The 22,273-nt window shown below is 66.7% G+C and carries 21 protein-coding genes; 13 read left to right on the forward strand and 8 right to left on the reverse strand.

The genetic code is table 11. The features are described 5' to 3' along the window. Position 1: 1 nt before the first annotated feature. The 3 genes from HNP46_RS19290 to HNP46_RS19300 are packed head-to-tail and all read right to left on the reverse strand — an operon-like array spanning position 2 to position 1,991. Positions 2-772: a methyltransferase domain-containing protein gene (locus HNP46_RS19290; RefSeq protein ID WP_184592063.1), complete on the reverse strand. Its 771-nt coding sequence runs from the start codon at positions 770-772 to the stop codon at positions 2-4. Beyond that, complete coding sequence (locus HNP46_RS19295) at positions 769-1,086, reverse strand: nucleotide pyrophosphohydrolase (protein WP_184592065.1); 318 nt, start codon at positions 1,084-1,086, stop codon at positions 769-771. The genes HNP46_RS19290 and HNP46_RS19295 overlap by 4 nt, the downstream gene beginning before the upstream one ends. 47 nt (positions 1,087-1,133) lie before the next feature. Further along, positions 1,134-1,991: a MaoC family dehydratase gene (locus HNP46_RS19300; RefSeq protein ID WP_184592067.1), complete on the reverse strand. Its 858-nt coding sequence runs from the start codon at positions 1,989-1,991 to the stop codon at positions 1,134-1,136. Positions 1,992-2,197: 206 nt separating this feature from the next. Here HNP46_RS19300 and HNP46_RS19305 point away from each other — a divergent pair, with 206 nt between their 5' ends. Continuing rightward, entirely contained in the window at positions 2,198-3,205 is a 1,008-nt protein-coding gene (locus HNP46_RS19305) for an AraC family transcriptional regulator (RefSeq protein WP_184592069.1), read from the forward strand. A gap of 63 nt (positions 3,206-3,268) precedes the next feature. Then, positions 3,269-3,670, forward strand: a complete 402-nt coding sequence (locus HNP46_RS19310; protein WP_184592071.1) for an EF-hand domain-containing protein — start codon at positions 3,269-3,271, stop codon at positions 3,668-3,670. Positions 3,671-3,917: 247 nt separating this feature from the next. On the opposite strand, the gene HNP46_RS19315 is transcribed toward HNP46_RS19310, so the two are convergent. Beyond that, entirely contained in the window at positions 3,918-5,273 is a 1,356-nt protein-coding gene (locus tag HNP46_RS19315) for a 3-oxoacyl-ACP reductase (protein ID WP_184592073.1), read from the reverse strand. A gap of 168 nt (positions 5,274-5,441) precedes the next feature. Here HNP46_RS19315 and HNP46_RS19320 point away from each other — a divergent pair, with 168 nt between their 5' ends. Continuing rightward, positions 5,442-6,719: an acetyl-CoA C-acetyltransferase gene (locus tag HNP46_RS19320; protein WP_184592075.1), complete on the forward strand. Its 1,278-nt coding sequence runs from the start codon at positions 5,442-5,444 to the stop codon at positions 6,717-6,719. A gap of 356 nt (positions 6,720-7,075) precedes the next feature. On the opposite strand, the gene HNP46_RS19325 is transcribed toward HNP46_RS19320, so the two are convergent. Continuing rightward, positions 7,076-7,522, reverse strand: coding sequence for an Lrp/AsnC family transcriptional regulator (locus HNP46_RS19325; protein ID WP_184592078.1), 447 nt, complete (start codon positions 7,520-7,522; stop codon positions 7,076-7,078). 179 nt (positions 7,523-7,701) lie between these two features. Here HNP46_RS19325 and yedA point away from each other — a divergent pair, with 179 nt between their 5' ends. The 9 genes from yedA to HNP46_RS19370 all read left to right on the forward strand — a co-directional run bounded on the left by yedA (position 7,702) and on the right by HNP46_RS19370 (position 16,726). Next, a complete protein-coding gene (yedA, locus tag HNP46_RS19330; RefSeq protein WP_409372446.1) occupies positions 7,702-8,598 on the forward strand; it encodes a drug/metabolite exporter YedA in 897 nt (298 codons plus the stop codon). A gap of 161 nt (positions 8,599-8,759) precedes the next feature. Then, entirely contained in the window at positions 8,760-9,662 is a 903-nt protein-coding gene (locus HNP46_RS19335) for an acyl-CoA dehydrogenase family protein (protein ID WP_184592080.1), read from the forward strand. 217 nt (positions 9,663-9,879) lie between these two features. Beyond that, positions 9,880-10,899 carry a taurine ABC transporter substrate-binding protein gene (gene tauA / locus HNP46_RS19340; protein ID WP_184592082.1) on the forward strand — a complete coding sequence of 340 codons (1,020 nt, stop codon included), beginning with the start codon at positions 9,880-9,882 and terminating at the stop codon, positions 10,897-10,899. 201 nt (positions 10,900-11,100) lie between these two features. Next, complete coding sequence (locus HNP46_RS19345) at positions 11,101-11,904, forward strand: taurine ABC transporter ATP-binding protein (RefSeq protein WP_184592084.1); 804 nt, start codon at positions 11,101-11,103, stop codon at positions 11,902-11,904. Then, entirely contained in the window at positions 11,894-12,712 is an 819-nt protein-coding gene (locus HNP46_RS19350; RefSeq protein WP_184592086.1) for an ABC transporter permease subunit, read from the forward strand. Before HNP46_RS19345 ends, HNP46_RS19350 begins: the two co-directional genes overlap by 11 nt. Positions 12,713-12,797: 85 nt before the next feature. Then, entirely contained in the window at positions 12,798-13,634 is an 837-nt protein-coding gene (gene tauD, locus HNP46_RS19355; protein WP_184592088.1) for a taurine dioxygenase, read from the forward strand. A 344-nt stretch (positions 13,635-13,978) separates the two neighbouring features. Beyond that, the gene (locus HNP46_RS19360) at positions 13,979-16,018 is read left to right on the forward strand and encodes an OPT family oligopeptide transporter (RefSeq protein ID WP_184592091.1); all 2,040 of its coding nucleotides are present in this window, start codon (positions 13,979-13,981) and stop codon (positions 16,016-16,018) included. Between the two features lie 133 nt (positions 16,019-16,151). Further along, complete coding sequence (locus HNP46_RS19365; protein ID WP_184592093.1) at positions 16,152-16,367, forward strand: ribbon-helix-helix protein, CopG family; 216 nt, start codon at positions 16,152-16,154, stop codon at positions 16,365-16,367. Beyond that, positions 16,361-16,726 (forward strand): type II toxin-antitoxin system VapC family toxin, encoded by a 366-nt coding sequence (locus HNP46_RS19370; RefSeq protein ID WP_184592095.1) that lies wholly within the window; start codon positions 16,361-16,363, stop codon positions 16,724-16,726. Before HNP46_RS19365 ends, HNP46_RS19370 begins: the two co-directional genes overlap by 7 nt. A gap of 139 nt (positions 16,727-16,865) precedes the next feature. Here the strand turns inward: HNP46_RS19370 and betT are convergent, their stop codons facing one another. Beyond that, positions 16,866-18,824, reverse strand: coding sequence for a choline BCCT transporter BetT (betT, locus tag HNP46_RS19375; RefSeq protein ID WP_184592311.1), 1,959 nt, complete (start codon positions 18,822-18,824; stop codon positions 16,866-16,868). 769 nt (positions 18,825-19,593) lie between these two features. Here betT and HNP46_RS19380 point away from each other — a divergent pair. After that, positions 19,594-19,929, forward strand: coding sequence for a hypothetical protein (locus HNP46_RS19380; protein ID WP_138214175.1), 336 nt, complete (start codon positions 19,594-19,596; stop codon positions 19,927-19,929). A 66-nt stretch (positions 19,930-19,995) separates the two neighbouring features. On the opposite strand, the gene HNP46_RS19385 is transcribed toward HNP46_RS19380, so the two are convergent. Both HNP46_RS19385 and HNP46_RS19390 read right to left on the reverse strand, forming a co-directional pair. Continuing rightward, entirely contained in the window at positions 19,996-20,955 is a 960-nt protein-coding gene (locus tag HNP46_RS19385) for a sigma 54-interacting transcriptional regulator (RefSeq protein ID WP_184592097.1), read from the reverse strand. Between the two features lie 19 nt (positions 20,956-20,974). Then, positions 20,975-22,165, reverse strand: a complete 1,191-nt coding sequence (locus tag HNP46_RS19390) for a trans-sulfuration enzyme family protein (protein WP_184592099.1) — start codon at positions 22,163-22,165, stop codon at positions 20,975-20,977. Between the last annotated feature and the right edge of the window lie 108 nt (positions 22,166-22,273).

A 22,273-nucleotide genomic window follows, 5' to 3' on the forward strand; every position in this document is an offset into this window, starting at 1 on the left:
CCTAATCCTGCGGCCGGCACAGCCAGTGCAGGTAGCGGCCGAGGCCGGCGAAGGCGGGATGTCGACGGTATTGCAGTTCCATCTCCACCAGGTCCAGCGGTTCGGCCTTGTGCTGGAACTCCACCGGCATGTAGTCGTGGAACACCCGCACGCCGCTGCGTGCCTCGATGCGCCAGTGGCCGCTCATGTTTTCTTCGAGTACGCGCGGGTCGAGCGGTTCCTGCGGCGTCAGGCTCTGGCCCTCGCCGGAGAAGCGGTTCTTGCGCAGCTTGCGGAAGTGCCCCTTGAGCAGGTTGCGGTAGATCAGCGCATCGCGGTTGTAGAAGGCCAGGGACAGCCAGCCATCGACTCGGGTCAGCTGGTGCAGCACGGGGAGGATCGCCAGCGGCTCGGCCAGCCATTCCAGCACGGCGTGGCAGATCACCAGGTCGTAGGGCTCGTTGAGCTGGCCGAGCAGCTCCTGCCACGGCGCCGCGATGAAGGTGGCGGGCAGGCCGGCTTCCTCGAAGCGCTGGCGCGCGCCTTCGAGCATCGGCGCCGCGGGTTCGGCGAGGGTGACGTCGTGGCCACGCCCGGCCAGCCACAGCGACATGTGGCCCAGGCCCGCGCCGATGTCCAGCACGCGCAGCGGTCGATCGGGCAGTGCTTCAGCGAGGTCGGCCTGCAGCACGGCGAGGCGAATCGCGCCCTTGGCGCCGCCGTAGATCTTCTCGGCGAAGCGCGTGGCCAGTTCGTCGAAATGGCGGTCGCCGGTCTTCGGGGAGTCGCTCACTTGGCGCCCCCTTGGATGAAGCGCCGCTCGCTGTCGGCCAGCTTGGCGAGTACCGCCTGGTTCATGTCGATGCCCAGTTCGGCGCACATCAGCAGCAGGTAGAGGACGATGTCGCCGACTTCCTGGCCGGCGTGGGCGAGTTTTTCCGCCGGCAGCTGGCGCGATTCGTCTTCGCGCAGCCACTGGAAGATTTCCACCAGCTCGGCCATTTCCACGCTGGCGGCCATGGCCAGGTTCTTCGGGCTGTGGAAGCGACTCCAGTCGTTGTGGTCGCGGATGGCGTGCAGGCGGGCGGTGATGGCTTCAAGGTTCATTGCAGAAGGGGCTCCAGCGTGAGCCCCATAGCTTCAAGCCTGGCGCTTCAAACGTCCAGCGGACTCCAGCTGCCGGCCATGTGCGGCAGGTCGTCCTTGCCGCGCAGGCTGAACTGCCCGGAAGGTGCCGCTTCGCTGGCCAGCAGCTTCACGGCGGAGGGCAGCAGCACCGGTTTCTGGAAGCGCACCTCGACCTGGTAGCCGGCTGCTGGCAGGCGTTCGCCCAGCGCCGCCAGGCTGCGCGCCTTGTTCCACAGGCCATGGGCAATCGCGCGGGGGAAGCCGAACAGCTTGGCGCTGAAGGCGGACAGGTGGATCGGGTTGTAGTCGCCGGCCACGCGGGCGTAGCGCCGGCCGATGTCGGCCGGGCAATTCCACTCGTCCAGCGGCTGGAGCGGCAGCTCGGTGATCGCTTCGCGCGGCGGTGGCGTGCCGTCCAGCCGCATGCCGCGGAACAGGATGCGGCTGTCGCCCTCCCAGAGCAGGCCGAGCTGGTCGTGCAGTTGGGTGATGATGCTGAAGGTCACGCCCTTCTCGTGGGGCTGCAGGTCCGCCACGCGCACGCTGACGTTGAACGGTCCCAGGCCGCCCAGGGGTCGCAACACGCTGATACGGTTTTCCAGGTGCACCAGGCCCAGCAGCGGGAAGGGGAAGCTCGCATCGGTGAGCAGGCCCATCTGCAGACCGAAGGCGAGGATGTGCGGATAAGTCGGCGGCAACAGGTGGTTGTCGGTGAAACCGCAGACCTTGCGATAGCGTTCCAGGTGCTTCGGATCGACCGTAACCGGGCAGCGCAGGCCGCGCGTCGGCAGGCTGCGGCCGCGCACGCCACGGCGCACGGCGGCGCGGGCGAACAGGCCGGTGAGGGCGGGTGGGGCGGACAGGTCGAGCCAATCGCGGGACATCGGGTATCTCCTGGCGGGTATTGGATCAGCTTAGCCAGCGCTGACCGACGGGCATTGGCCGTGGTTACGCGGCGCGCGGCAGGCAAGTCAATATGACCGTCCGATTGCTCGGATATTTCCCTCGGGCTGCCTTCTGATTCTCTTGAGGGGTGAGAGGAAAGCTGCCTAAGATGGGCCCGCCCCATGGATAACTAGAAAAAAACACCATGCGTGATCTGACCGACGATGTGGCGCTGATGCGCCCGGTGATCGACGCCCTGCGCGCCAGCGGAGCCGACCCCGACCGCGTGCTGGCTCGCGTCGGCCTGCCTGCTGGCAGCCTGCCTGCCGGACGATTCCCCCACAGCGCCCAGAACCTGTTCTGGAAGGCTGCTGCGCAAGAGTGCGGCGAAGAGCATGTCGGCCTTTATCTGGCCGGCCATCTGCCCGCATTCCACGGCCTGCTGCTGGAATACCTGTTCCTCTCCAGCGCCACCTTCGGCGAGGGCCTGCGTCACGCCCTGCGCTATGTACGCCTGCTCTCCGACACCCTCAACGCCCGCCTGGAAGTGGAAGGCGAGCAGGCCGTGCTGCTGCTCGGCCATACCGCCGGAACCAACCGGCACTTCCCGGAAATGCTCGCTGGCGCGGTGGTGCGCCTATTCGACGCGCTTACCGAGGGTGACTTCAAGCCCCAGCAGGTGCAGCTGATGCACGAGGAAGGCGCGCCTGCCGAGCGTTACCGTGAGGTCTATGGTTGCCCCGCCGTGCTCGGCGCCGAGCGCTACGCGCTGGTGTTTGACGCTGAAGTGCTGGAAAAGCCTTCGCGCCACGCCGCGCCGGAACTGCTGCGCATGCACGAGTCCCTGGCACGCCGGCAACTGGCCGAGGTGGAGCGTCTGGACCTGGTGCGCAAGGTGCGCGAATTGATCGGCGTGCTGCTGGTGGATGGCGGCGCGACCCTGGAGCAGGTCGCCGCCCGGCTGGACATGCCGGCCCGCCGCCTGCGCGAGCGCCTGGCCATGGCCGGCGTACGTTTCAATGACCTGGTCACCGACTATCGCTGCCGCCTGGCCAAGGAACTGCTGCTCAAGACCGACGAGCGCATCGAAGTGATCGTCGAACGCACCGGCTTCTCCGAGCCGAGCACCTTCTACCGCGCCTTCAAGCGCTGGGTCGGCGAGACCCCGGTGGAATTCCGCCGCCGCGGCCGGCCGCAGCCGCCGGCGGAGTGATCGAACCGCTTCGAGCACCTCTCTGGATAGGCTTTGCCGGTCTTCCCATTCAAGGATTCACCGATGCAAAGCCGACTCTGCCAGACCCTGCTGCTGGCCGCCCTTTACCTGGGCGGCCGCTGCGCCGTGGCCGGGGAAATGAGTGAAACCGCCTTCTCCCGTCTGGACCGCAACGGCGACGGCTACATCGAGGCCAGCGACATGGCTGCGATGCGCGAGCGCATGTTCCATCGCCTGGACCGCAATCAGGATGGGCAGGTGACGCGCGAGGAGGTGGCCCCCGCCAACCCTGGCGTGCAGGTTTCGCCCAACGCTTTGCCCTGGCCGGATCAGGATGGCGATGGGCGGATCAGCCTGGCGGAGTTCATGAGTCAGGAACCGGCGCTGATCGTGCGCGGGGATCGCGATGGTGATCATCGGGTGAGTGCGCAGGAGTTCCGCGAGCTGGTGGCGGCGCGGCGGTGATCCGCGGAGGTGGCTGAACCTGATCGGTGATGTCGGTGCCCACGCGGGCCCTCACCCCAGCCCTCTCCCGGAGGGAGAGGGGGCAGACCGTGCCGGCTGACGCCGTGGCCTCATCCTTTGCCGAACGGTTCCCTCTCCCGTTTGCGGGAGAGGGTTGGCGGGTAGGGCGAATAACGCGCCAGCGTTATCCGCCATCAAGGGCTGGCGGATAACCTGTTCCAGGTTATGCGCCCTACGCCGTTCGGGCTTACGCCCCCAGCAGGCTCTGCCCGCAGACCCGCAGCACTTGCCCGCTCACCGCACCGGAGCCCGGCTGGGCAAACCAGGCCACGGCTTCGGCGACGTCCTGCGGCAGGCCGCCCTGGCCCATGGAGTTCATCCGCCGGCCGGCCTCGCGGATGGTCAGCGGGATGGCGGCGGTCATCTGGGTTTCGATAAAGCCCGGTGCCACCGCATTGATGCTGATGCCCTTCTTGCCCAGCGCTGGCGCCCAGGCTTGGGCCAGGCCGATCAGGCCGGCCTTGCTCACCGCGTAGTTGGTCTGGCCCATGTTGCCGGCGATGCCGCTGATGGAGGCCAGCAGCACCACGCGGCCATCGTCGTGCAGCTTGTTCGCGTCCAGCAGCGCCTGGGTCAGTACCTGTGGAGCTTTCAGGTTCACGTCGATCACCGAGGTCCAGAAGGCTTCGCTCATCTTGGCGACGGTCTTGTCGCGGGTGATGCCGGCGTTGTGCACCACGATGTCGACGCCATCGGGTAGCGCGGCCACCAGCTGCGCGCCGGCGTCAGGCGCGCAGATGTCCAGCGCCACACCACGGCCGCCCAGGCGTGCGGCCAGCGCGTCGAGAGCATCCTTGGCCGGCGGCACGTCCAGCAGCACCACTTCGGCGCCATCACGGGCGAGGGTTTCGGCAATCGCTGCGCCGATGCCACGAGCGGCACCGGTCACCAGCGCGCGCTTGCCCACCAGCGGGCGGCTCCAGTCCTGCACCTGCTTGTCGTAGGCGGACAGGCGCACCACCTGCCCGGAGACATAGGCGCTCTTGGGCGAGAGGAAGAAGCGCAGCGCGCCTTCGAGCTGGTCCTCGGCGCCCTTGCCGACGTACACCAGCTGCACGTTGCCGCCACGGCGGATTTCCTTGCCCAGGGAGCGGCTGAAACCTTCCAGGCTGCGCTGCACGCTGGCGGCGATGGGGTCCTTGAGCGACTCCGGTGCGCGCCCGAGGATCACCACATGCGGGCATTTATCCAGGCCCTTGAGGGCGCCCTGGAAGAAGGTGCGCAGCTCCAGGGTCTGTTCGAAACGGGTCAGGCCGCTGGCATCGAAAACGATGGCCTTGAGCTTCGGGCCGTGTTCGGCAGTCCAGCGCGGCAGGCCGTACTGGCCGTCGACGAAGGCGAAGATCGAGTCGGTCAGGCGCTCGGCAAAGGGCAGCACCGCTTCGTTCAGGTTGCCCTCGCCGCCGAGCAGCAGCGCCCCGTCCACCGGCCGCGTGCGCCCGGCGCTCCAGCGCTCCAGGCGGACCGGCGCGGGCAGGCCGAGGGCTCCGACCAGGCGGCGGCCGACGTTGGAGTTGGCGAAGGCGATGTAGCGATCGGTCATGGAACGGGCTCCTGCACGGGTTCTCTAAAGTGCTGACCACTCTACGCAGCAGCGGGTTCGGCGCAATTGACCGCGCTGACCTGCGCAACGGCGGGGCGGCCAATGCGACACAAGCGGCTAAGGTTAGCCTTGACCGCACTTCAACGCTCATCCTTGTAGGAGCTCTGCATGACCCAACTGCGCCGGGTCGCCATCGTCGGCGGCAACCGTATTCCCTTCGCCCGCTCCAATACCGTGTACGCCACGGCGAGCAACCAGGAGATGCTGACCTCCGCGCTGGACGGCCTGATCGAGCGCTACAAGCTGCACGGCGAGCGCCTGGGCGAGGTGGTCGCCGGCGCGGTGCTCAAGCATTCGCGCGACTTCAACCTGACCCGTGAATGCGTGCTGGGCACCCGCCTGGCGCCGGAAACCCCAGCCTATGACATCCAGCAGGCCTGCGGCACCGGCCTGGAAGCGGCGATCCTGGTGGCCAACAAGATCGCCCTCGGGCAGATCGACTGCGGCATCGCCGGCGGCGTGGACACCACTTCCGATGCGCCCATCGGCGTCAACGAAGGGCTGCGCAAGATCCTCCTGGAGGCCAACCGCGGCAAGTCCAACGGCGAGAAGCTCAAAAGCCTGCTGAAAATCCGCCCGCGCCACCTGATGCCGCATATCCCGAAGAACGGCGAGCCGCGTACCGGTCTGTCGATGGGCGAGCATTGCGAGCTGATGGCGCAGACCTGGGCCATCCCGCGCGACGAGCAGGACAAGCTGGCCTACGAGAGCCACCACAAGCTGGCCGCTGCCTATGACCAAGGCTGGCAGAACGACCTGATGACGCCGTTCCGCGGCCTGGTACGCGACCAGAACCTGCGCCCGGACATCAACCTGGAGAAAATCGGCACCCTCAAACCGGTGTTCGAGAAGGGCCCGCGCGGCACGCTGACGGCGGCCAACTCCACGCCGCTGACCGATGGCGCCTCGGTGGTGCTGCTGGCCAGCGAGGAGTGGGCGAAGGAGCGTGGCCTGCCGATCCTCGCCTACTTCAAGGATGGCGAAGCGGCGGCGGTGGATTTCGTCGGCGGTCACGAAGGGCTGCTGATGGCGCCGGTCTACGCGGTGCCGCGCCTGCTGGCGCGTAATGGCCTGACCCTGCAGGACTTCGATTTCTACGAGATCCACGAAGCCTTCGCCGCCCAGGTGCTGTGCACCCTCAAGGCCTGGGAAGACGCCGAGTACTGCAAGGAGCGCCTGGGCCTGGACGCGCCGCTGGGCTCCATCGACCGCAGCAAGCTCAACGTCAAGGGCAGCTCGCTGGCCGCCGGCCACCCGTTCGCCGCCACCGGCGGGCGCATCGTCGCCAACCTGGCCAAGCTGCTGGACGCCGCCGGCAAGGGGCGCGGGCTGATCTCGATCTGCGCGGCCGGCGGCCAGGGTGTGACCGCGATCATCGAACGGTAATCCAATACAACGGGGCGGCCCTCTTCGCCGCCCCGCGATGTAGCAACTCCGTGACTTCAGGCGGCCCCGCGCGAGCGGTGCCGCCTTTTTTTATCCGCCGGGAAGGGCCTGTAGGAGCGAGCTTGCTCGCGAACACCGGCCAACGCAGAAGCTCGGGCGGTTCGCGAGCAAGAACTGGGCGTCTCCCTCACTCCTACAAGACGCAGACGGACGCCGGACTCACCTTTGGGAAAACGTAGGGCGGATAACCTGGAACAGGTTATCCGCCGATACGGGCCGGCGGATAACGCTGGCGCGTTATGCGCCCTACGGTTTGGGTTCGGGCCGGGGCTGCAATTTCCTTCTAGAACCTGGCGTCAACCGCCCTGCAACATGGCTGGGTGCACACGTCGCGAGAAGGGCGTGGAGAGCAGCAGTGAGGTCTTGCTGGTACCGAACTGGGCGAGGCGGTCGATCAGCTCTTCCAGTTCCTGGGTACAGCTCACCGCCACCTTGAGCATCACGCAGGCCTCGCCGGTGATGCGGTAGCAGTCGATGATCTGCGGAATCTCCAGCAGCGGGTCGAGCATGCTTTTGCTGCGGTGATCGTTCAGACGCATCTCGATCAGGCACTGGATGGAGCGCCCCATCTTCGACAGGTCGACGCTGGCGTGGTAACCGGTGATCACCCCGTCGGCCTCCAGGCGCGCCACGCGGTCGGCCACGGCGGGCGGTGAAAGGTTGATCCGCCGGGCCAGCTCCGCGAAGGACAGGCGGCCGTCTTCCAGCAGCGCAGCCAGCAGGGCGCGGTCGTACTTGTCCATGGCATTCACCTCGGTTCGGCTCGAAACAGATTCAACGGAGGGAGGCCGAAAAATCCATCGATTGAAAAGTGTTACGCCTGTATTGGCGTTGTCTGTGTCTTATCGACGCAGATTCGCCTGCATAAAATGAATCGCCCCGCCTGCCTTGTCGAGCCCCACCCATGACCACGACGACTACGATGCCCAGCCTGCCCAGAGCCCGCGTCTCACTGACCCTGATCGCCGCCTTCTTCGCCCTCTACTTCATCTGGGGCTCGACCTACCTGGTGATCCGCATCGGCGTCGAATCCTGGCCGCCGATGCTGATGGCCGGTATCCGCTTCATCATCGCCGGGGCGATCCTGTTCGCCTGGATGCTCTGGCGCGGCGCGCCGCTGCCGAGCCTCAAACAGTGCCTGTCGGCGGGCGCCATCGGCATCCTCCTGCTCAGTTGCGGCAATGGCGGGGTGACGGTGGCCGAGCACTGGGGCGTGGCCTCGGGCGTGGCGGCGCTGGCGGTAGCGACCGTGCCGCTGTTCACCCTGGTGTTCGGGCGCTTCTTCGGCAATACCACCAACGCACTGGAATGGGCCGGCATCGCCCTGGGCCTGTTCGGCATCGTGCTGCTCAACCTGGGCTCGAACCTGCAGGGCAGCCCGGCGGGTGCGGCCCTGATTATTTTCGCGGCTGCGACCTGGGCCTTCGGCTCGGTGTGGAGCCGGCGCCTGGACCTGCCGGCCGGCGCCATGGCCAGCGCGGTGGAGATGCTGGTGGGCGGCGGTGTGCTGTTGCTGGGCAGCCTGCTCAGCGGCGAGCGTCTGGAGCAGATGCCCAGCGCCGCCGGCTGGGGCGCGCTGGCGTACCTGGTGGTGTTCGGCTCGATCATCGCCTTCAGCGCCTACATGTACCTGCTGGCCAACGTGCGCCCGGCAGCGGCCACCAGCTACGCCTACGTCAACCCGGCGGTGGCGGTGATGCTCGGCGTGGTGTTCGCCGGCGAGCACATCGGCCTCGCGGAGTCCCTGGCGATGGCGGTGATCATCAGCGCCGTGGTGTTGATCGGCCTGCCGCAGTGGCGGCGCAAGGAAGCCGCCTGAGTCGCGGCATGAGCTAAGCCCGAAAGGTTATTTCGCGCGCCTCGCCCGATTCGCTAGGGTATGCAACGGCTTCCATTCGGAAGCCGTTCTTCCATTCCCTTTCAGTACACCCGCGCGCTATACGCCCAGGCCACTGATCCACCCTTCGATCCGAGGTGTGCATGAGCCTGGTGGTGCCGCTTTCCGCTGTTTCCCAACTGCATCCCATCCAGCGCTGGAGTGATGCCTTGCGCGCGTCCAGCCTGCTGACCCTGTCGGTGCCGCGCGAGTACGGCGGTCGTGGCGCCGGCTGGGACGAGGTACTGCAGACCCTGCGCGACCTTTCCGAACGCGACGGCACCCTGGCGCGGCTGTTCGCCCTGCATCACCTGCAACTGGCCAGCGTACTGCTGTTGGGCAGCGCCGAGCAGCGCGAGCGCCTGCTGCCCGTCAGCGTCGTACGCGAATGGCTGTGGGGCGAGGCGGTGGATCACCAGGAAAGCCGCCTGCTGGCGCGCGAGCATCGGCGCGGCGGTTTCCTGCTGCAGGGCGGCCGCCACGACTGCTTCGGCGCCGAGGCGGTGGACTGGCTGCTGATCTCGGCGCGCCATCCGCAGAGCGAGGGCCTGCTGATCGCCGCGCTGCCGGCTGATCGTGAAGGGCTGGACCATTTCGAACCCAACGGCGGCGGCCTGCTGCGTTGTCACGAAGTGCGCCTGCATCCCGAGGACATCCTGTTGCCGCCCGGCCTGCCGTGGACGCCCCGTGCACAGTTGCGCGGCAGTCTCGCTGGCCTGCTGCAGGCGAACATCGCCCTGGGCCTGGCTGTGCAAGCCTTCGAGAACCTGCCGGCGCGGGCCGCGGCAGGGGAGTTGCAGCGGCTGCTGGCGCTGGGGCTGCGGCTGTCCGAACAGTCGGCGGTGGCGTTCGAGTCGGCCCAGGCGGCGGGCAACGGCCTGAGCTTCAGCCGCAGCGCGGCGCTGGCAACATTGGTGGCGGAAACCGCCGCGGTGGCGCAACAGGCAGTGCAGGTCGGCTTGCGCCAGGAGGGCACTCGCGCCCGGGTAGTCGCCGGAGCCACCTGAGGCGCCGTATCACGGGGCCTGTAGCGCCATCGAGACAAGCGCTGGCGCTCATAAGTTAAGAACTAAAAATTATTTATTCGAAGTTTTTTATATCGGTAATCTAGCTCTACCGGACCACCGGACACGATTTCAATCCAAGGTTTCAACCATCGAATCCCGTCCCGTGGTCCGTCCCCTCTGTGAGGCCGGCACCGCCGTCACCTTCAGAGGAAAGACCATGAACAAACCTCGTTTCGTACGCCGTGCCGTGGCCGGCGTCGTTGTTGCGGCTGCCCTGTTCTCCCAGAGCGCCGCGTTCGCCGATATCGTCCTGGGCTACCAGACCGGCATCGACCCGACCAAGGTTCCGCAAGCCGATGGCACCTATGAAAAGGTCATCGGCGAGAAGCTCGACTGGCGCCGCTTCAACAGCGGCCCGGAAGTGGTCGCCGCCATCGCCTCGGGCGACGTGCAGCTGGGCAACCTCGGTTCCAGCCCGCTGGCCGCCGCCACCTCGCGCGGCCTGCCGATCGTCGCCTTCATCGTCTCCGCGCAGATCAACGCCGCCGAGGCCCTGGTGGTGCGCAACGGCAGCAAGATCGAGAAGCCCGAAGACCTGATCGGCAAGACCATCGCCACGCCCTTCGTCTCCACCTCGCACTACAGCCTGCTGGGCGCGCTCAAGCACTGGAAGATCGACCCGACGAAGGTGAAGATCGTCAACCTCAACCCCACCGAGATCGCCGCCGCCTGGCGCCGTGGCGACATCGATGGCGCCTTCGTCTGGTCGCCCGCCCTGGGCGAGATCAAGAAGTCCGGCAAGGTGCTGACCGACGCCGCCGAAGTCGGCCAGTGGGGCGCACCGACCTTCGAGGTCTGGGTGGCCCGCAAGGACTTCGCCGAGAAGCACCCGGAAATCATCGCCAAGTTCGCCCGCGTGAGCCTGGATTCCTTCGCCGACTACAACGCCCACAAGGCGCAGTGGACCGCCGATTCCGAGCAGGTGAAGAAGATCGCCAGGCTGACCGGCGCCGATCCGCAGGACGTGCCCGAGCTGCTGGCCGGCTCGGCCTTCCCCGAGTCCCAGGCGCAGCTGTCGTCCGCGCTGCTGGGCGGCGGCACCGCCAAGGACATCGCTGGCACCGCCGAATTCCTGAAAGAGCAGAAGCGCGTGCCTTCGGTGCTCAAGGACTACTCGCCCTACGTCAGCGCTGAATACGTGCGCCAGGCGGAGAGCGTGCAGGTCGGACAGCGCTGATTCCTGAAACTCCTTCGCGGGGCACCCTCTCCCCCGCCCTCTCCCTGAAGGGAGAGGGAGCTGACCGTGCCGGCTGACGTCAGGGTTTCAACCTGCACCGAACGGTCCCCTCTCCCTTCGGAGCGGGGCGCGCAGCCAGGGTTAGGGAGAGGGTAGACACCGCACTGAAACATCCCTTTCTCACCCTACGGAGGGCAGAACATGAGCCGTCTGACGGCCGAGGCGGTCAGCCTCACTTTCCAGCAGCGCGGACGCGAGCGCGTCGTGCTGCAGGACCTCACTCTCAGCCTGGCCAAGGGCGAGTCCCTGGTGGTGCTCGGCCCCTCGGGCTGCGGCAAGTCCAGCCTGCTCAACGTGCTGGCGGGCTTCCAGGCGCCGGACAGCGGTCGCGTGCAGATCGACGGCCGCACCCTCAGCGGGCCCGGCGGCGAACGCGGCGTGGTGTTCCAGGATGACGCGCTGATGCCCTGGCTGAGCGCGCTGGACAACGTCGCCCTGGGCCTGCGCATCCGTGGCGTTGGTGCTGCCGAGCGCAATGCCCGCGCCCATGAAGTCCTCAAGCTGGTGGGCCTGGGCGAGCATGCGGACTACCGCATCTCGCAGCTCTCCGGTGGCCAGCGGCAACGCCTGGGTTTGGCCCGCGCGCTGGCGGTGGAGCCGGATTTCCTGCTGCTCGACGAACCCTTCGGCGCCCTCGACGCGCTGACCCGCGAGCGCATGCAGGTGCTGACCCTCGACCTGTGGCGCAAGACCGGCAAGGGCCTGTTCCTGATCACCCACAGCGTCGATGAAGCGCTGTTCCTCGCCACCGACCTGGTGGTGATGGACGGCCCGCCGGCGCGCATCGTCAAGCGCCTGCCGCTGGACTTCGCGCGCCGCTACGCCGCTGGCGAGCCGGTGCGCTCGATCAAGTCCGACCCGGAATTCGCGCGCCTGCGCCAACTGCTGCTGGATCTTTTTTTGGAAGAGACGCTGGAAGAACCGGAGGCCGAACATGCCCACTGATACCCTAGCCGGCAAACTCCCGGCCGCCGCGCCGACTGCCCGCAGCGTGCCGCGCGATTACCGCCGCTGGGCGGCTGCCGGCAGCGTCGGCTCTATTTTCGTGCTCTGGTGGCTGGCCACGCACCTGGGCTGGGTCGACACGCTGTTCCTGCCCACGCCGGAGCAACTGGTGGAGGCGTTCCAGCGCCTGCTCGCCGAAGGCTACGTGGATGCCTCGCTGTGGCAGCACATCGGCACTAGCCTGTTGCGCGTGCTGCTGGCGCTGGGCGCGGCGGTACTCACGGCGATTCCGCTGGGCATCCTGATGGGCCTCAACCCGCTGGTGGGTGCGGCTTTCGATCCGCTGGTGGAGTTCTACCGGCCGGTGCCGCCGCTGGCCTACCTGCCGCTGATCGTCATCTGGTTCGGCATCGGCGAGCTGTCCAAGGTGCTGCTGATCTACCTCGCGCTGTTCGCACCGCTGCTGATCGCCACCGCCGCCGGCGTGCGCCGCGTGGACAAGTCGCGTATCCAGGCCGTGCGCTGCCTGGGCGCCAGCCGCCTGCAGGTGGTGCGCCACGTGATCCTGCCCAGCGCGTTGCCGGATGTCCTCACCGGCCTGCGCATCGCCCTGGGCGTGGGCTGGTCGACCCTGGTCGCCGCCGAGCTGATCGCCGCCAACCGCGGCCTGGGCTTCATGGTGCAGTCCGCCGCGCAATTCCTCGCCACCGACGTGGTGGTGCTGGGAATCCTGCTGATCGCCGCCATTGCACTGAGCTTCGAGCTGGGCCTGCGCTGGCTGCAGAAGCGCTTCGCTTCCTGGGAATAACAAACCGATTCGACGCCCTCGCCACGCAGGCGAGGGGCAGGGGAGAGCACGCCTCTTCCCGTGAACCTCACGAGAGAACACGAACATGACCACCCTGAACATCGAACCCCTCAGCCCGGCCCTGGGCGCCATCGTTTCCGGCGTGCGCCTGGCCGATCCGCTGGACGACGCGGCGCAGCGCCAGATCGAGCAGGCCCTGCTCGATCACCAGGTGCTGTTCTTCCGCGACCAGCCGCTGACGCCGACCCAGCAGGCGAACTTCGCCGCGCGCTTCGGCGACCTGCACATCCACCCGATCTACCCCAGCTCGCCGGAGCAGCGCGAAGTCATCGTCCTCGACACCGCCGTCACCGACGTGCGCGACAACGCCATCTGGCACACCGACGTGACCTTCCTGGAAACCCCGGCGCTGGGCGCCGTACTGGCTGCCAAGCAGTTGCCGCCGCACGGTGGCGATACCCTGTGGGCCAGCGGCATCGCGGCCTTCGAGGCATTGTCGAAGCCGCTGCAGCAATTGCTCGACGGCCTCACCGCGACCCACGACATCAGCAAGTCCTTCCCCCAGGAGCGCTTCGGCGCCAGCGACGCCGATCTCGCGCGCCTGGAAGAGGCGCGCCGGAAGAACCCGCCGCGCAGTCACCCGGTGATCCGCACTCACCCGGTCACCGGGCGCAAGGCGCTGTTCGTCAGCGACGGCTTCACCACCCGCATCAACGAGCTGGAGCCGGTGGAAAGCCGTGCCATCCTCGACCTGCTGTTCGCCCACTTCGCCCGCCCGGAGTTCACCCTGCGCTGGCGCTGGAAGGAAAACGACGTGGCCTTCTGGGACAACCGCGTGACCCAGCACTACGCGGTGGACGACTACCGGCCGCAGCGCCGGGTGATGCACCGGGCGACCATCCTGGGCGATAAGCCCTTCTGACGGCTTTTCGCGCTGGTAGGGCGAATAACCCGGAACGGGTTATCCGCCGCAACGGCGGATAACGCCGTAGGCGTTATGCGCCCTACGCCCTGACCGTTTTTTGTAGGACCGAGGGGGACGCCCAGTCCTTGCTCGCGAACCGCATCACTCCGAACCCATCGGGGCGTCCGTTCGCGAGCAAGCTCGCTCCTGCAGGTCCTGCTTTGCCTGGGATTTTCCCGTCATCCCCGTGACTTGCGGCAACGAAGCCGCACGGCAGACCGCATTCGTCGCCATTCTGGGTCGCGGCGGATGGCGCACTGTCCTACGCTTTGGCAGTTTCGCTTCATAAAGAGATTGCCTACATGCAAGAACGGATTCCGGACGAGTCCAACCTCGCCGAGCTGACCCTTCGCGGCCTGATCCTCGGCGCGCTGATCACCGTGGTGTTCACCGCCTCCAACGTCTACCTCGGTCTCAAGGTCGGCCTGACCTTCGCCTCGTCGATTCCTGCGGCGGTCATTTCCATGGCCGTGCTGCGCTACTTCTCCGGCTCCAACATCCTCGAGAACAACATGGTGCAGACCCAGGCCTCGGCGGCCGGCACCCTGTCCTCGATCATCTTCATCTTGCCGGGCCTGCTGATGATCGGTTACTGGAGCGGCTTCCCGTTCTGGCAGACCGCGGCCATCTGCTCCATCGGCGGCATCCTCGGCGTGCTCTACACCATCCCGCTGCGCCGGGTGATGGTGGTGCAGAGCAGTCTGCCGTATCCCGAAGGCGTGGCCGCGGCGGAAATCCTTCGCGTCGGCAGCCAGGATGAAGAGGAAGAAAAAGCCGGCAAGCCGGCCAAGGCCGGTGCACCGGGCCTGCGCGACATTCTTGCCGGTGGCGTGGTCGCCGCCGCGTTCAGCCTGCTCAGCAGCGGTTTCAAGGTGCTCGCCGAAGGCTTCAGCTTCTTCCTCATCGCCGGGCAAGCGGCGTTCCGCCTGTCCACCGGATTCTCCCTGGCGCTGGTGGGCGCCGGTTACCTGATGGGCATTACCGCCGGTATCGCTATCCTCATCGGCGTGGTCATCGCCTGGGGCGTGGCCGTGCCGCTGTTGTCGATGAACAGCGTGCTGGCCGCCGGGCAGACCCTGCCGGAACTGGCCAACAAACTGTGGAGCAGCCAGGTGCGCTTCCTCGGCGCCGGCACCATCGGCATCGCCGCGCTGTGGACCCTGGCTACCCTGTTCAAACCCATGGTGCAGGGTGTCTGGTCGTCCCTCAGTGCCGTGCGTGGACGCGGTGAAGTGAGCGACCTGCGCACCGAACAGGACCTCTCGGCGAAGTGGATCGTTGCCATTGCCGGTGTGCTGTTGCTGGCGCTGTTCGTGGTGTTTTCCTACTTCCTCGGCGAGGCTGCGCCGGACCTCAAGGGCTTCGGCTTCTGGGGCCTGGTGACGGTCTGCGTGATCTTCGCCTTCTTCTTCGGCTTCCTGATCGCCGCCGCCTGCGGCTACATGGCCGGCCTGGTGGGCTCGTCGAGCAGCCCGATCTCCGGCATCGGCATCATCGCGGTGATCCTCGTGTCGCTGCTGATCCTCGGCGTCGGCTCGCTGGAAACCGGCTTCCTCGACCAACAGGGCGGCAAGCTGGCCATCGCCCTGGCGCTGTTCACCACCTCGGTGGTGATCGCCATCGCGGCGATTTCCAACGACAACCTGCAGGACCTCAAGACCGGCTACCTGGTCGGCGCGACCCCGTGGCGCCAGCAGGTGGCGCTGATCGTCGGCTGCCTGGTGGGCGCCCTGGTGATCCCGCCGGTGCTGGAACTGCTGTTCAATGCCTACGGCTTCACCGGCGCCCTGCCGCGCGAGGGCATGGACCCGAACGCCGCGCTGGCCGCACCGCAGGCGACGCTGATGACGGCGATTGCCAGCGGGATTTTCCACAACGCGCTGAACTGGAACATGATCCTCATCGGCGTGGCGCTGGGCATCGCACTGATCCTGGTGGACGTGCTGCTGCGCCGCACCGGCAAGGCCAGCCTGCCGGTGCTCGCCGTCGGCCTGGGCATCTACCTGCCGCCGACCATCGGCATGACCCTGGTGGTCGGCGCGGTCATCGGCTGGTTGCTGGAAACCGCCCTGGCCAAACGCGCGGCGGCGGCCGGCCAGGATGTGGAGAAATTCTCCGATGAGCCCAAGCGCCGCGGCGTATTGCTGGCTTCGGGGCTGATCGTCGGCGAGAGCCTGATGGGCATCCTGCTTGCCGGCATCATCGGCACCACCGGTTCTGCCACGCCGCTGGCACTGGTCGGCGACTCCTTCGAGGACACCGCGCAGTGGCTGGGCCTGGTGGTCTTCGTGGCGATCTGCGTGCTGTTCTACCGCAAGGTGCTGAGCGGCGTTCGCGGCTGATCCTTCGCCGCGATACGAGAAAGGCGCCTGCGGGCGCCTTTTTCGTTGTCGGAGCTTTCGGTTGTTCGTCGCCGGACGGTATCTCGCTTTTTCCAGTGATATATGATTCCGATATCAGATTTCGGAGGCTCTCATGCGCACCCTGGTGGATATCCCCGTCGAATACCTGGAACGCCTGAACGACATCAGCGAACGCCAGCAGCAGTCCCGCGCCTCGGTCATCCGCGAGGCCATCGCCGAATACCTGGTCAACCATGCGCAGGCGGACGCCGACGCCGCTTTCGGCCTGTGGCAGGAAAATCCGGTGGACGGCCTGGCGTATCAGGAGAAGGTGCGCGAGGAATGGTGAAGGTCCTGTTCGACACCAATATCCTCATCGATTACCTCAACGGCCATGTGCAGGCGCGCGATGAGCTGGCGCTCTACAGTGACCGGGCCATCAGCATCATCACCTGGATGGAGGTGCTGATCGGCGCCACGCCTGCGACCGAAACCGCCACGCGTGCCTTTCTCTCCAGCTTCGCCCTGCTGGCGCTGGACGAACGCATTGCCCAGCGCGCCGTGGAGGTGCGTCAGCGTCTGAAGGTGAAATTGCCGGACGCGATCATCAAGGCATCGGCGGAGGTCGAGGGGCGTCTGCTGGTGACGCGCAACGTGAAGGATTTCGACCAGCGCGAGCCGGGTGTGCGGTTGCCTTACCGGCTTTGAGGCCGATGCCCCTGTAGGAGCGAGCAAGCTCGCTCCTACAGGGGCATGCCGTGCGTAGGAGCGGACTCCGTCCGCGATTGGCTTCGCCGCTACGCCAGAGCATCGCGGATGAATCCGCTCCTACGAGAGCATGTCGGACTCAACGCACCAAGTGCAGGAACTGCAGGTGCCGCTCGTACTGGTCGAGCATGTCGTTGATGATCTGCTCCTTGCTGTAGCCCATCAGGTCGTAGTCCTGGCTGCCTTCGGAGAGGTGAACCTCGGCGCGGAAGTAGCGGCGGTTCTTCAGGTGCAGGCCGCCCATGCCGGCGCGAGCGAAGGAGGGGGTGAAGTAGCCGCGCATCGACACCTGATAGAGGAACGGATGCTGCGCGCCGTGGCCGATCTCCAGGCCGATTTCCAGGTTGCCCAGGTCCAGGTCCGAATCCACCTGCAGGCCTTTCTCGCGGAACACTTCGGAGACCTCGGCGATCGCCGGGCTGACCACGTCGACCATGAAGCGGTACACCTCGTCGCGCGTGGGGAAGTGCACCGCCTGGGAGATGCGCCGTTTCCAGCCGCCGGGCTTGGCCGAGGGCGGCGGTGCCAGGGAATGGGTGCGCGCGCGCTGGCGCTGGGATTCGAGGTAGAAGGCCTTGTGCAGGCCCCACATCATCAGCAGCAGGATCAGCGAGAAGGGCAGCGAGGTGAGCACCACCGCTGATTTCAGCGCATCGATGCTGCCGGCGAACAGCAGGCCGCCGGTGACCAGCGCGGTGGCCACGCCCCAGAACACCCGCAGCCATTTCGGGCCGTCATCGTCGGCGCTGCCGCCGTGGGCGGAGAGGGTGGAGAGCACCACGGTGCCCGAGTCCGCCGAGGTGACGAAGAACACGAAACTGACCAGCACCGTCACCGCGATCACCATGCGGCTGGCCGGGTAGTTCTGCAGTATCTGGTAGAGCGCCATGGACGGATCGGCGATGGCCACCCGCCCCAGTTCGCTGAAGCCGTGGTTGAGCACCTGATCGAGGGCGCTGTTGCCGAAGATCGACATCCACGCCAGGGTGAACCCCAGCGGGATGAACAGCACGCCGAAGACGAATTCGCGGATCGTCCGCCCGCGCGAGATGCGCGCGATGAACAGGCCGACGAAGGGCGCCCAGGCGATCCACCAGGCCCAGTAGAACACCGTCCAGCCACCCAGCCAGTCGCTGCCGTCCTTGCCGTAGGCATAGAGGTCGAAGCTCTTGGTCGGCAGGGCGCCGAGGTAGTCGCCGATGTTCTGCACCAGGGTGTTGAGCAGGTGCTGGGTGGGGCCGGCGAACAGCACGAAGAGCAGCAGCGCGCAGGCCAGCAGCATGTTGATGTCCGACAGCAGACGGATGCCCTTGTCGACGCCGGAGATGGCGACCAGGATGGCCGCGCCCATCATCAGCGCGATCAGGGTCATCTGCACCGGGTGGCTGTGGGCGATGCCGAAGAGGAAGTCCAGGCCGGCGTTGAGCTGCAGTACGCCGAAGCCCATGTCCGCGCCCAGGCCGAACACCGTGGCAATGATGCTGAAGCAGTCCACGGTGTAGCCGATGGGGCCGTTGATGCGCTTGCCGATCAGCGGGTAGAGCGCCGAGCGCAGCGCCAACGGCAGGTTGTGGCGGTAGGCGAAGTAGGCCAGCGCCATCGCCACCAGGGCGAACACGCCCCAGCCGTGCAGGCCCCAGTGCAGGAACAGCAGCTGCATGGCCTGGCGCGCCGCTTCCGGAGTGCCGGCCTCGCCTTGCGGCGGCTGGGCGAAGTGGGTCAGCGGCTCGGAGACGCAGAAGAAGAACAGAGTAATGCTGATGCCGGCGGCGAACAGCATGCCGGCCCAGGACAGGTAGCTGAATTCCGGCTCGTCGTGGTCGGCACCGAGCTTGATCTTTCCATAGCCGGAAAGCGCGGTGACCACCACGAAGATCAGGTACAGCGTCATCGCCAGCAGGTAGTACCAGCCGACGGTGTCGGCGGCCCAGGACTGCGCGGCGAGCAGCCATTCACCGGCCTGTTGCGGCTGGCTGATGACAAGGATCGCGAAAAACAGGATCAGCGCGGCCGCACCGTAGAAGACCGGTGGGTTCATGCGCATGGTGGGAGCGGGCGTTACGGACGGGGGCGATTGTGCAGCGGACAAAACGGGCGGGGTTCCTCGATTTTTCTTGAACAAGCATTCAATGAAAACACGGGAAGGCCCTGGAAAGCCAATCGGCGGGACCGATGGTCCCGCCGCCGGCCCTGTGCAAGGGCCGAGCGGAGCGGGTACTGCTTACTTGCGGCGGTTCTTTTTCGCCTCACGGATCTCACGGCGTTCCGGGTCGGCCTTGGCAGGCGCGGTCAGGAAGGCGGTGGCGGCGAAGAAGTTAGCAAGAGCGGCGAAGCTGGTCACGATAGTCTCCAATGGCGTCGGGGAAATTGGGTCCCGACTGCCTGATAGCCATTTTCCCTGAAGATTGTGACGAAAAGAAGTGAATGGTCTTGATGTGAGGTATTGAGCCGGTCGATGAGACTGCTTTCATATTGATATGCGGTGATTAGTCCTGTTTTTGACTCTTTGCTCAGGTTTCCCTCCTGCCGCCCTGCGAGTCGGCGAGGCCTTTCACTGCGACCATTCGTCGCCTGAGGTGAAACGGTTCAGCGTAGCGCGTGGCTTTCACGCGATAAACGGCTGTCAGCGGCGTGAAACAGGTCCTCGCATAGCACAATTGGCGAACTAGAGCGGGTTCAAGTCCTGAAACTTGAACGGGTGTGCAGTTTTTCGTGAAAAACTTGTAAATCGTCTATGGCGATTGACTCGCCTATTCCGTTAGTCTCCCCCGGCAGGACAAAAAACCACCAACAGGGAGCATCTCGAGATGGACTTCAAACGCATCGCCATTGCCACTGCACTCTTCGCATCGCTCGCCGGCTGCCAGACCATGACCACCAACCAGGCCATCGTTCCGCTGCAAGCCGCTACCGCCCAGATGATCGGCCTGGCTTCCTCCGACGAGCTGGTCGTCAGCGACGTGAAAGCCGGTCAGCCGGACGCCCTGGGTGGCCAGGAACTCTCCTACGTCGCCACCACCACCAAGGGCCGCATCTTCAACTGCACCTCGCGCATGATGCCGGGCCTGCTGACCGATCCGGCCAAGCTGACCAACCCGTCGTGCACCCCGGTGGTCGCTCACTCGAACACCGCCACCAAGTAACACCCCAGTTGCATGCTGTCGCCCGTGCGCGGCCCTTCGGGTCGCGCTGGCGACTACAGCGCGGCGTCAGCCGCGCTCGTGCTCCAGGCGTTGCAGCAGCGCCCGCAGCTGCGCTTCGACGCCGGGCTGGTGCGCCAGTCGCTCCAGCGCTTCGACGCTCACTTCCGCTACGCCGCCTGCACCCGCCAAGCCGCCTGACCCCGCTACGCCGCCAGAAAAATTCAGGTGCTCCGGGCGAATCTCCTCGTCCGGACTGACCAGCAGGGCGAAGTGGATGACGTTCTCCAGCTCGCGGATATTCCCCGGCCACGAATAGCCTTCCAGGGCGCGCTGGGTGTCGCTGGCGATCTGCGGCACCGGCAGTTCCAGGCGTTGTGCATGCACGCCGAGGAAGTATTCGGCCAGCGGCTGGATATCGCCGATGCGTTCGCGCAGCGGTGGCAGCGTGAGGTTGCCGTCGTGCAGGTACTGCTGCAGCCCTTCGAGGAATTTCCCGGCTTTCACCGCCTGGCCCAGGTCGATGCTGGTGGCCGCGACCAGCCGTACGTCCACCGGCACCGGCTCGCGGGCGCCGACGCGCAGCACTTCGCGCTCCTGCAGCACGCGCAGCAGTTTCTGTTGCAGCGACAGCGGCAGGTCGGCGATCTCGTCCAGGTACAAGGTGCCGCCATTGGCCGAACCGAACCAACCGGCGCGGCTGCCCACCGGGCCGTTGTGTGCGCCCGGCGCGTAGCCGAACAGTTCGGCGTCGGCGTAGTTGCGGCTCAGCGCGCTGCAGCTCACCGCGACGAACAGGCCGGGGCGTTCGCTGGCGCGGTGGATGTGGCGGGCCAGCAGCTCCTTGCCGGTGCCGGTCTCGCCGTGGATCAGCACCGGCTGCGGCAACGGCGCCAGGCGCTCCACCTCGTCGCGCACGGCGTGGGAGCGCGGGTCGAAGAACACCAGCGCCTTGGCGCGGATGCTCAGCGGGCTCTTGTCGGCGTCGGGGAAGGTCAGCAGCGGTAGCGGCGCGTGGGGTGCGTTCATGGGGAATCTCCTTCTGCTCTTACAGCGCGTCCAGCGCCTGCAGGAAGTCGCGGACGATGTCCTCGCTGTCCTCGATGCCCACCGACACACGGATGGTGCCGTCGTGGATGTCCAGCGCGGTCAGGGCCTCGGCGGACAGCGCGCGGTGCGAGGTCTTGCCGGGGTGGGTGATGCTGCTGGCGACACCGGCCAGCGACGGGGCGAACTCGGCCAGTTGCAGCGCGCCGATCAGCGTGTCGACCTGGTCCAGGCCGCCCTTCAGGGTGAAGCTCAACATGCCCGAATGGCCCTTGCGGAACAGCCGCTGCGCCAGCTCGAAGTCCGGGTGCGAGGGCAGGCCGGGGTAGAACACGCGGGCCACCTGCGGATGCGCTTCGAGGGCTTCGGCCAGCGCCTGGGCGTTCTGCGAATGGGCCTTCATGCGCAGGGCCAGGGTCTTGGCGCCGCGGAAATTCAGCCAGCTCTCGAAGGGGCTGGCGCTGCCGCCGGCGTTGATCTGGAAGCGTCGCGCGGCGGCGATCCACTGCGCGTCACCCACCAGCGCGCCGCCCATGGCATCGCTGTGGCCGTTGAGGTACTTGGTGGTGCTGTGGATCACCAGGTCGGCGCCATCGCGCAACGGTTGGTAGAGCACCGGCGAGAGGAAGGTGTTGTCCACCAGCAGCTTGAGGCCGTGGCGGTGCGCGAGGTCGGCCAGCGCCGGAACGTTGCTGATGCGCACCAGCGGGTTGGAGGCGGTCTCGGTGTAGATCAGCCTGGTGCTCGGGGTGATCGCCGCTTCCACCGCTGCCAGGTCGTTGAGGTCGAGCAGGCTGGAGGCGATGCCGAAGCGCGCCAGTTCCTTCTCGATCAGGCTCTGGGTGGTGCCGTACAGCTCGCGGCTGGCGATCAGGTGGTCACCGGCGCCGAGCACGCCCAGCAATGCTGCGGAAATGGCCGCCATGCCGGAGGCGGAGAACAGCGCGTCCTGGCCGCCTTCCAGTTCCCGCAGCAGCTCTTCCACGGCACTGTGGTTGGGGTTGCCGATGCGCGTGTACATGTAGTTGTCGGGGTTGCCGGCGAGGAAGTCGTCGACCTGCTCCAGGGAGTCGTAGACGAACACCGAGCTCTGGTAGATCGGCTGGCTCTTGGCGCGGGTGACCATGCGCCGGTCGGCGTCGTGGCCGGCGTGCACGGCGCGGGTGGAGGGGCCTTTGGCGTGGTCGCTCATGGCGTGGACCTCGGAAAGAAAAACGCCGGTGGAACCTGCCCACCGGCGTCGAAGCGGGTGCGCACGAGGCGCGCCCAGCGTGGGAGTCGTTGCGCCCGGCGGCGTGCC

This window comes from Pseudomonas nitroreducens (genome assembly GCF_014204515.1).
Taxonomy (GTDB): Bacteria; Pseudomonadota; Gammaproteobacteria; order Pseudomonadales; family Pseudomonadaceae; genus Pseudomonas; species Pseudomonas nitritireducens_A.

Excerpts from the sequence above, each read along its gene's own strand:
- HNP46_RS19295 (WP_184592065.1), bottom strand. The coding sequence starts at position 1,086 with ATGAACCTTGAAGCCATCACCGCCCGCCTGCACGCCATCCGCGACCAC.
- HNP46_RS19300 (WP_184592067.1), bottom strand. The coding sequence starts at position 1,991 with ATGTCCCGCGATTGGCTCGACCTGTCCGCCCCACCCGCCCTCACCGGC.
- HNP46_RS19305 (WP_184592069.1), top strand. The coding sequence starts at position 2,198 with ATGCGTGATCTGACCGACGATGTGGCGCTGATGCGCCCGGTGATCGAC.
- HNP46_RS19310 (WP_184592071.1), top strand. The coding sequence starts at position 3,269 with ATGCAAAGCCGACTCTGCCAGACCCTGCTGCTGGCCGCCCTTTACCTG.
- HNP46_RS19315 (WP_184592073.1), bottom strand. The coding sequence starts at position 5,273 with ATGACCGATCGCTACATCGCCTTCGCCAACTCCAACGTCGGCCGCCGC.
- HNP46_RS19320 (WP_184592075.1), top strand. The coding sequence starts at position 5,442 with ATGACCCAACTGCGCCGGGTCGCCATCGTCGGCGGCAACCGTATTCCC.
- HNP46_RS19325 (WP_184592078.1), bottom strand. The coding sequence starts at position 7,522 with ATGGACAAGTACGACCGCGCCCTGCTGGCTGCGCTGCTGGAAGACGGC.
- yedA (WP_409372446.1), top strand. The coding sequence starts at position 7,702 with ATGCCCAGCCTGCCCAGAGCCCGCGTCTCACTGACCCTGATCGCCGCC.
- HNP46_RS19335 (WP_184592080.1), top strand. The coding sequence starts at position 8,760 with ATGAGCCTGGTGGTGCCGCTTTCCGCTGTTTCCCAACTGCATCCCATC.
- tauA (WP_184592082.1), top strand. The coding sequence starts at position 9,880 with ATGAACAAACCTCGTTTCGTACGCCGTGCCGTGGCCGGCGTCGTTGTT.
- HNP46_RS19345 (WP_184592084.1), top strand. The coding sequence starts at position 11,101 with ATGAGCCGTCTGACGGCCGAGGCGGTCAGCCTCACTTTCCAGCAGCGC.
- HNP46_RS19350 (WP_184592086.1), top strand. The coding sequence starts at position 11,894 with ATGCCCACTGATACCCTAGCCGGCAAACTCCCGGCCGCCGCGCCGACT.
- tauD (WP_184592088.1), top strand. The coding sequence starts at position 12,798 with ATGACCACCCTGAACATCGAACCCCTCAGCCCGGCCCTGGGCGCCATC.
- HNP46_RS19360 (WP_184592091.1), top strand. The coding sequence starts at position 13,979 with ATGCAAGAACGGATTCCGGACGAGTCCAACCTCGCCGAGCTGACCCTT.
- HNP46_RS19365 (WP_184592093.1), top strand. The coding sequence starts at position 16,152 with ATGCGCACCCTGGTGGATATCCCCGTCGAATACCTGGAACGCCTGAAC.
- HNP46_RS19370 (WP_184592095.1), top strand. The coding sequence starts at position 16,361 with ATGGTGAAGGTCCTGTTCGACACCAATATCCTCATCGATTACCTCAAC.
- betT (WP_184592311.1), bottom strand. The coding sequence starts at position 18,824 with ATGAACCCACCGGTCTTCTACGGTGCGGCCGCGCTGATCCTGTTTTTC.
- HNP46_RS19380 (WP_138214175.1), top strand. The coding sequence starts at position 19,594 with ATGGACTTCAAACGCATCGCCATTGCCACTGCACTCTTCGCATCGCTC.
- HNP46_RS19385 (WP_184592097.1), bottom strand. The coding sequence starts at position 20,955 with ATGAACGCACCCCACGCGCCGCTACCGCTGCTGACCTTCCCCGACGCC.
- HNP46_RS19390 (WP_184592099.1), bottom strand. The coding sequence starts at position 22,165 with ATGAGCGACCACGCCAAAGGCCCCTCCACCCGCGCCGTGCACGCCGGC.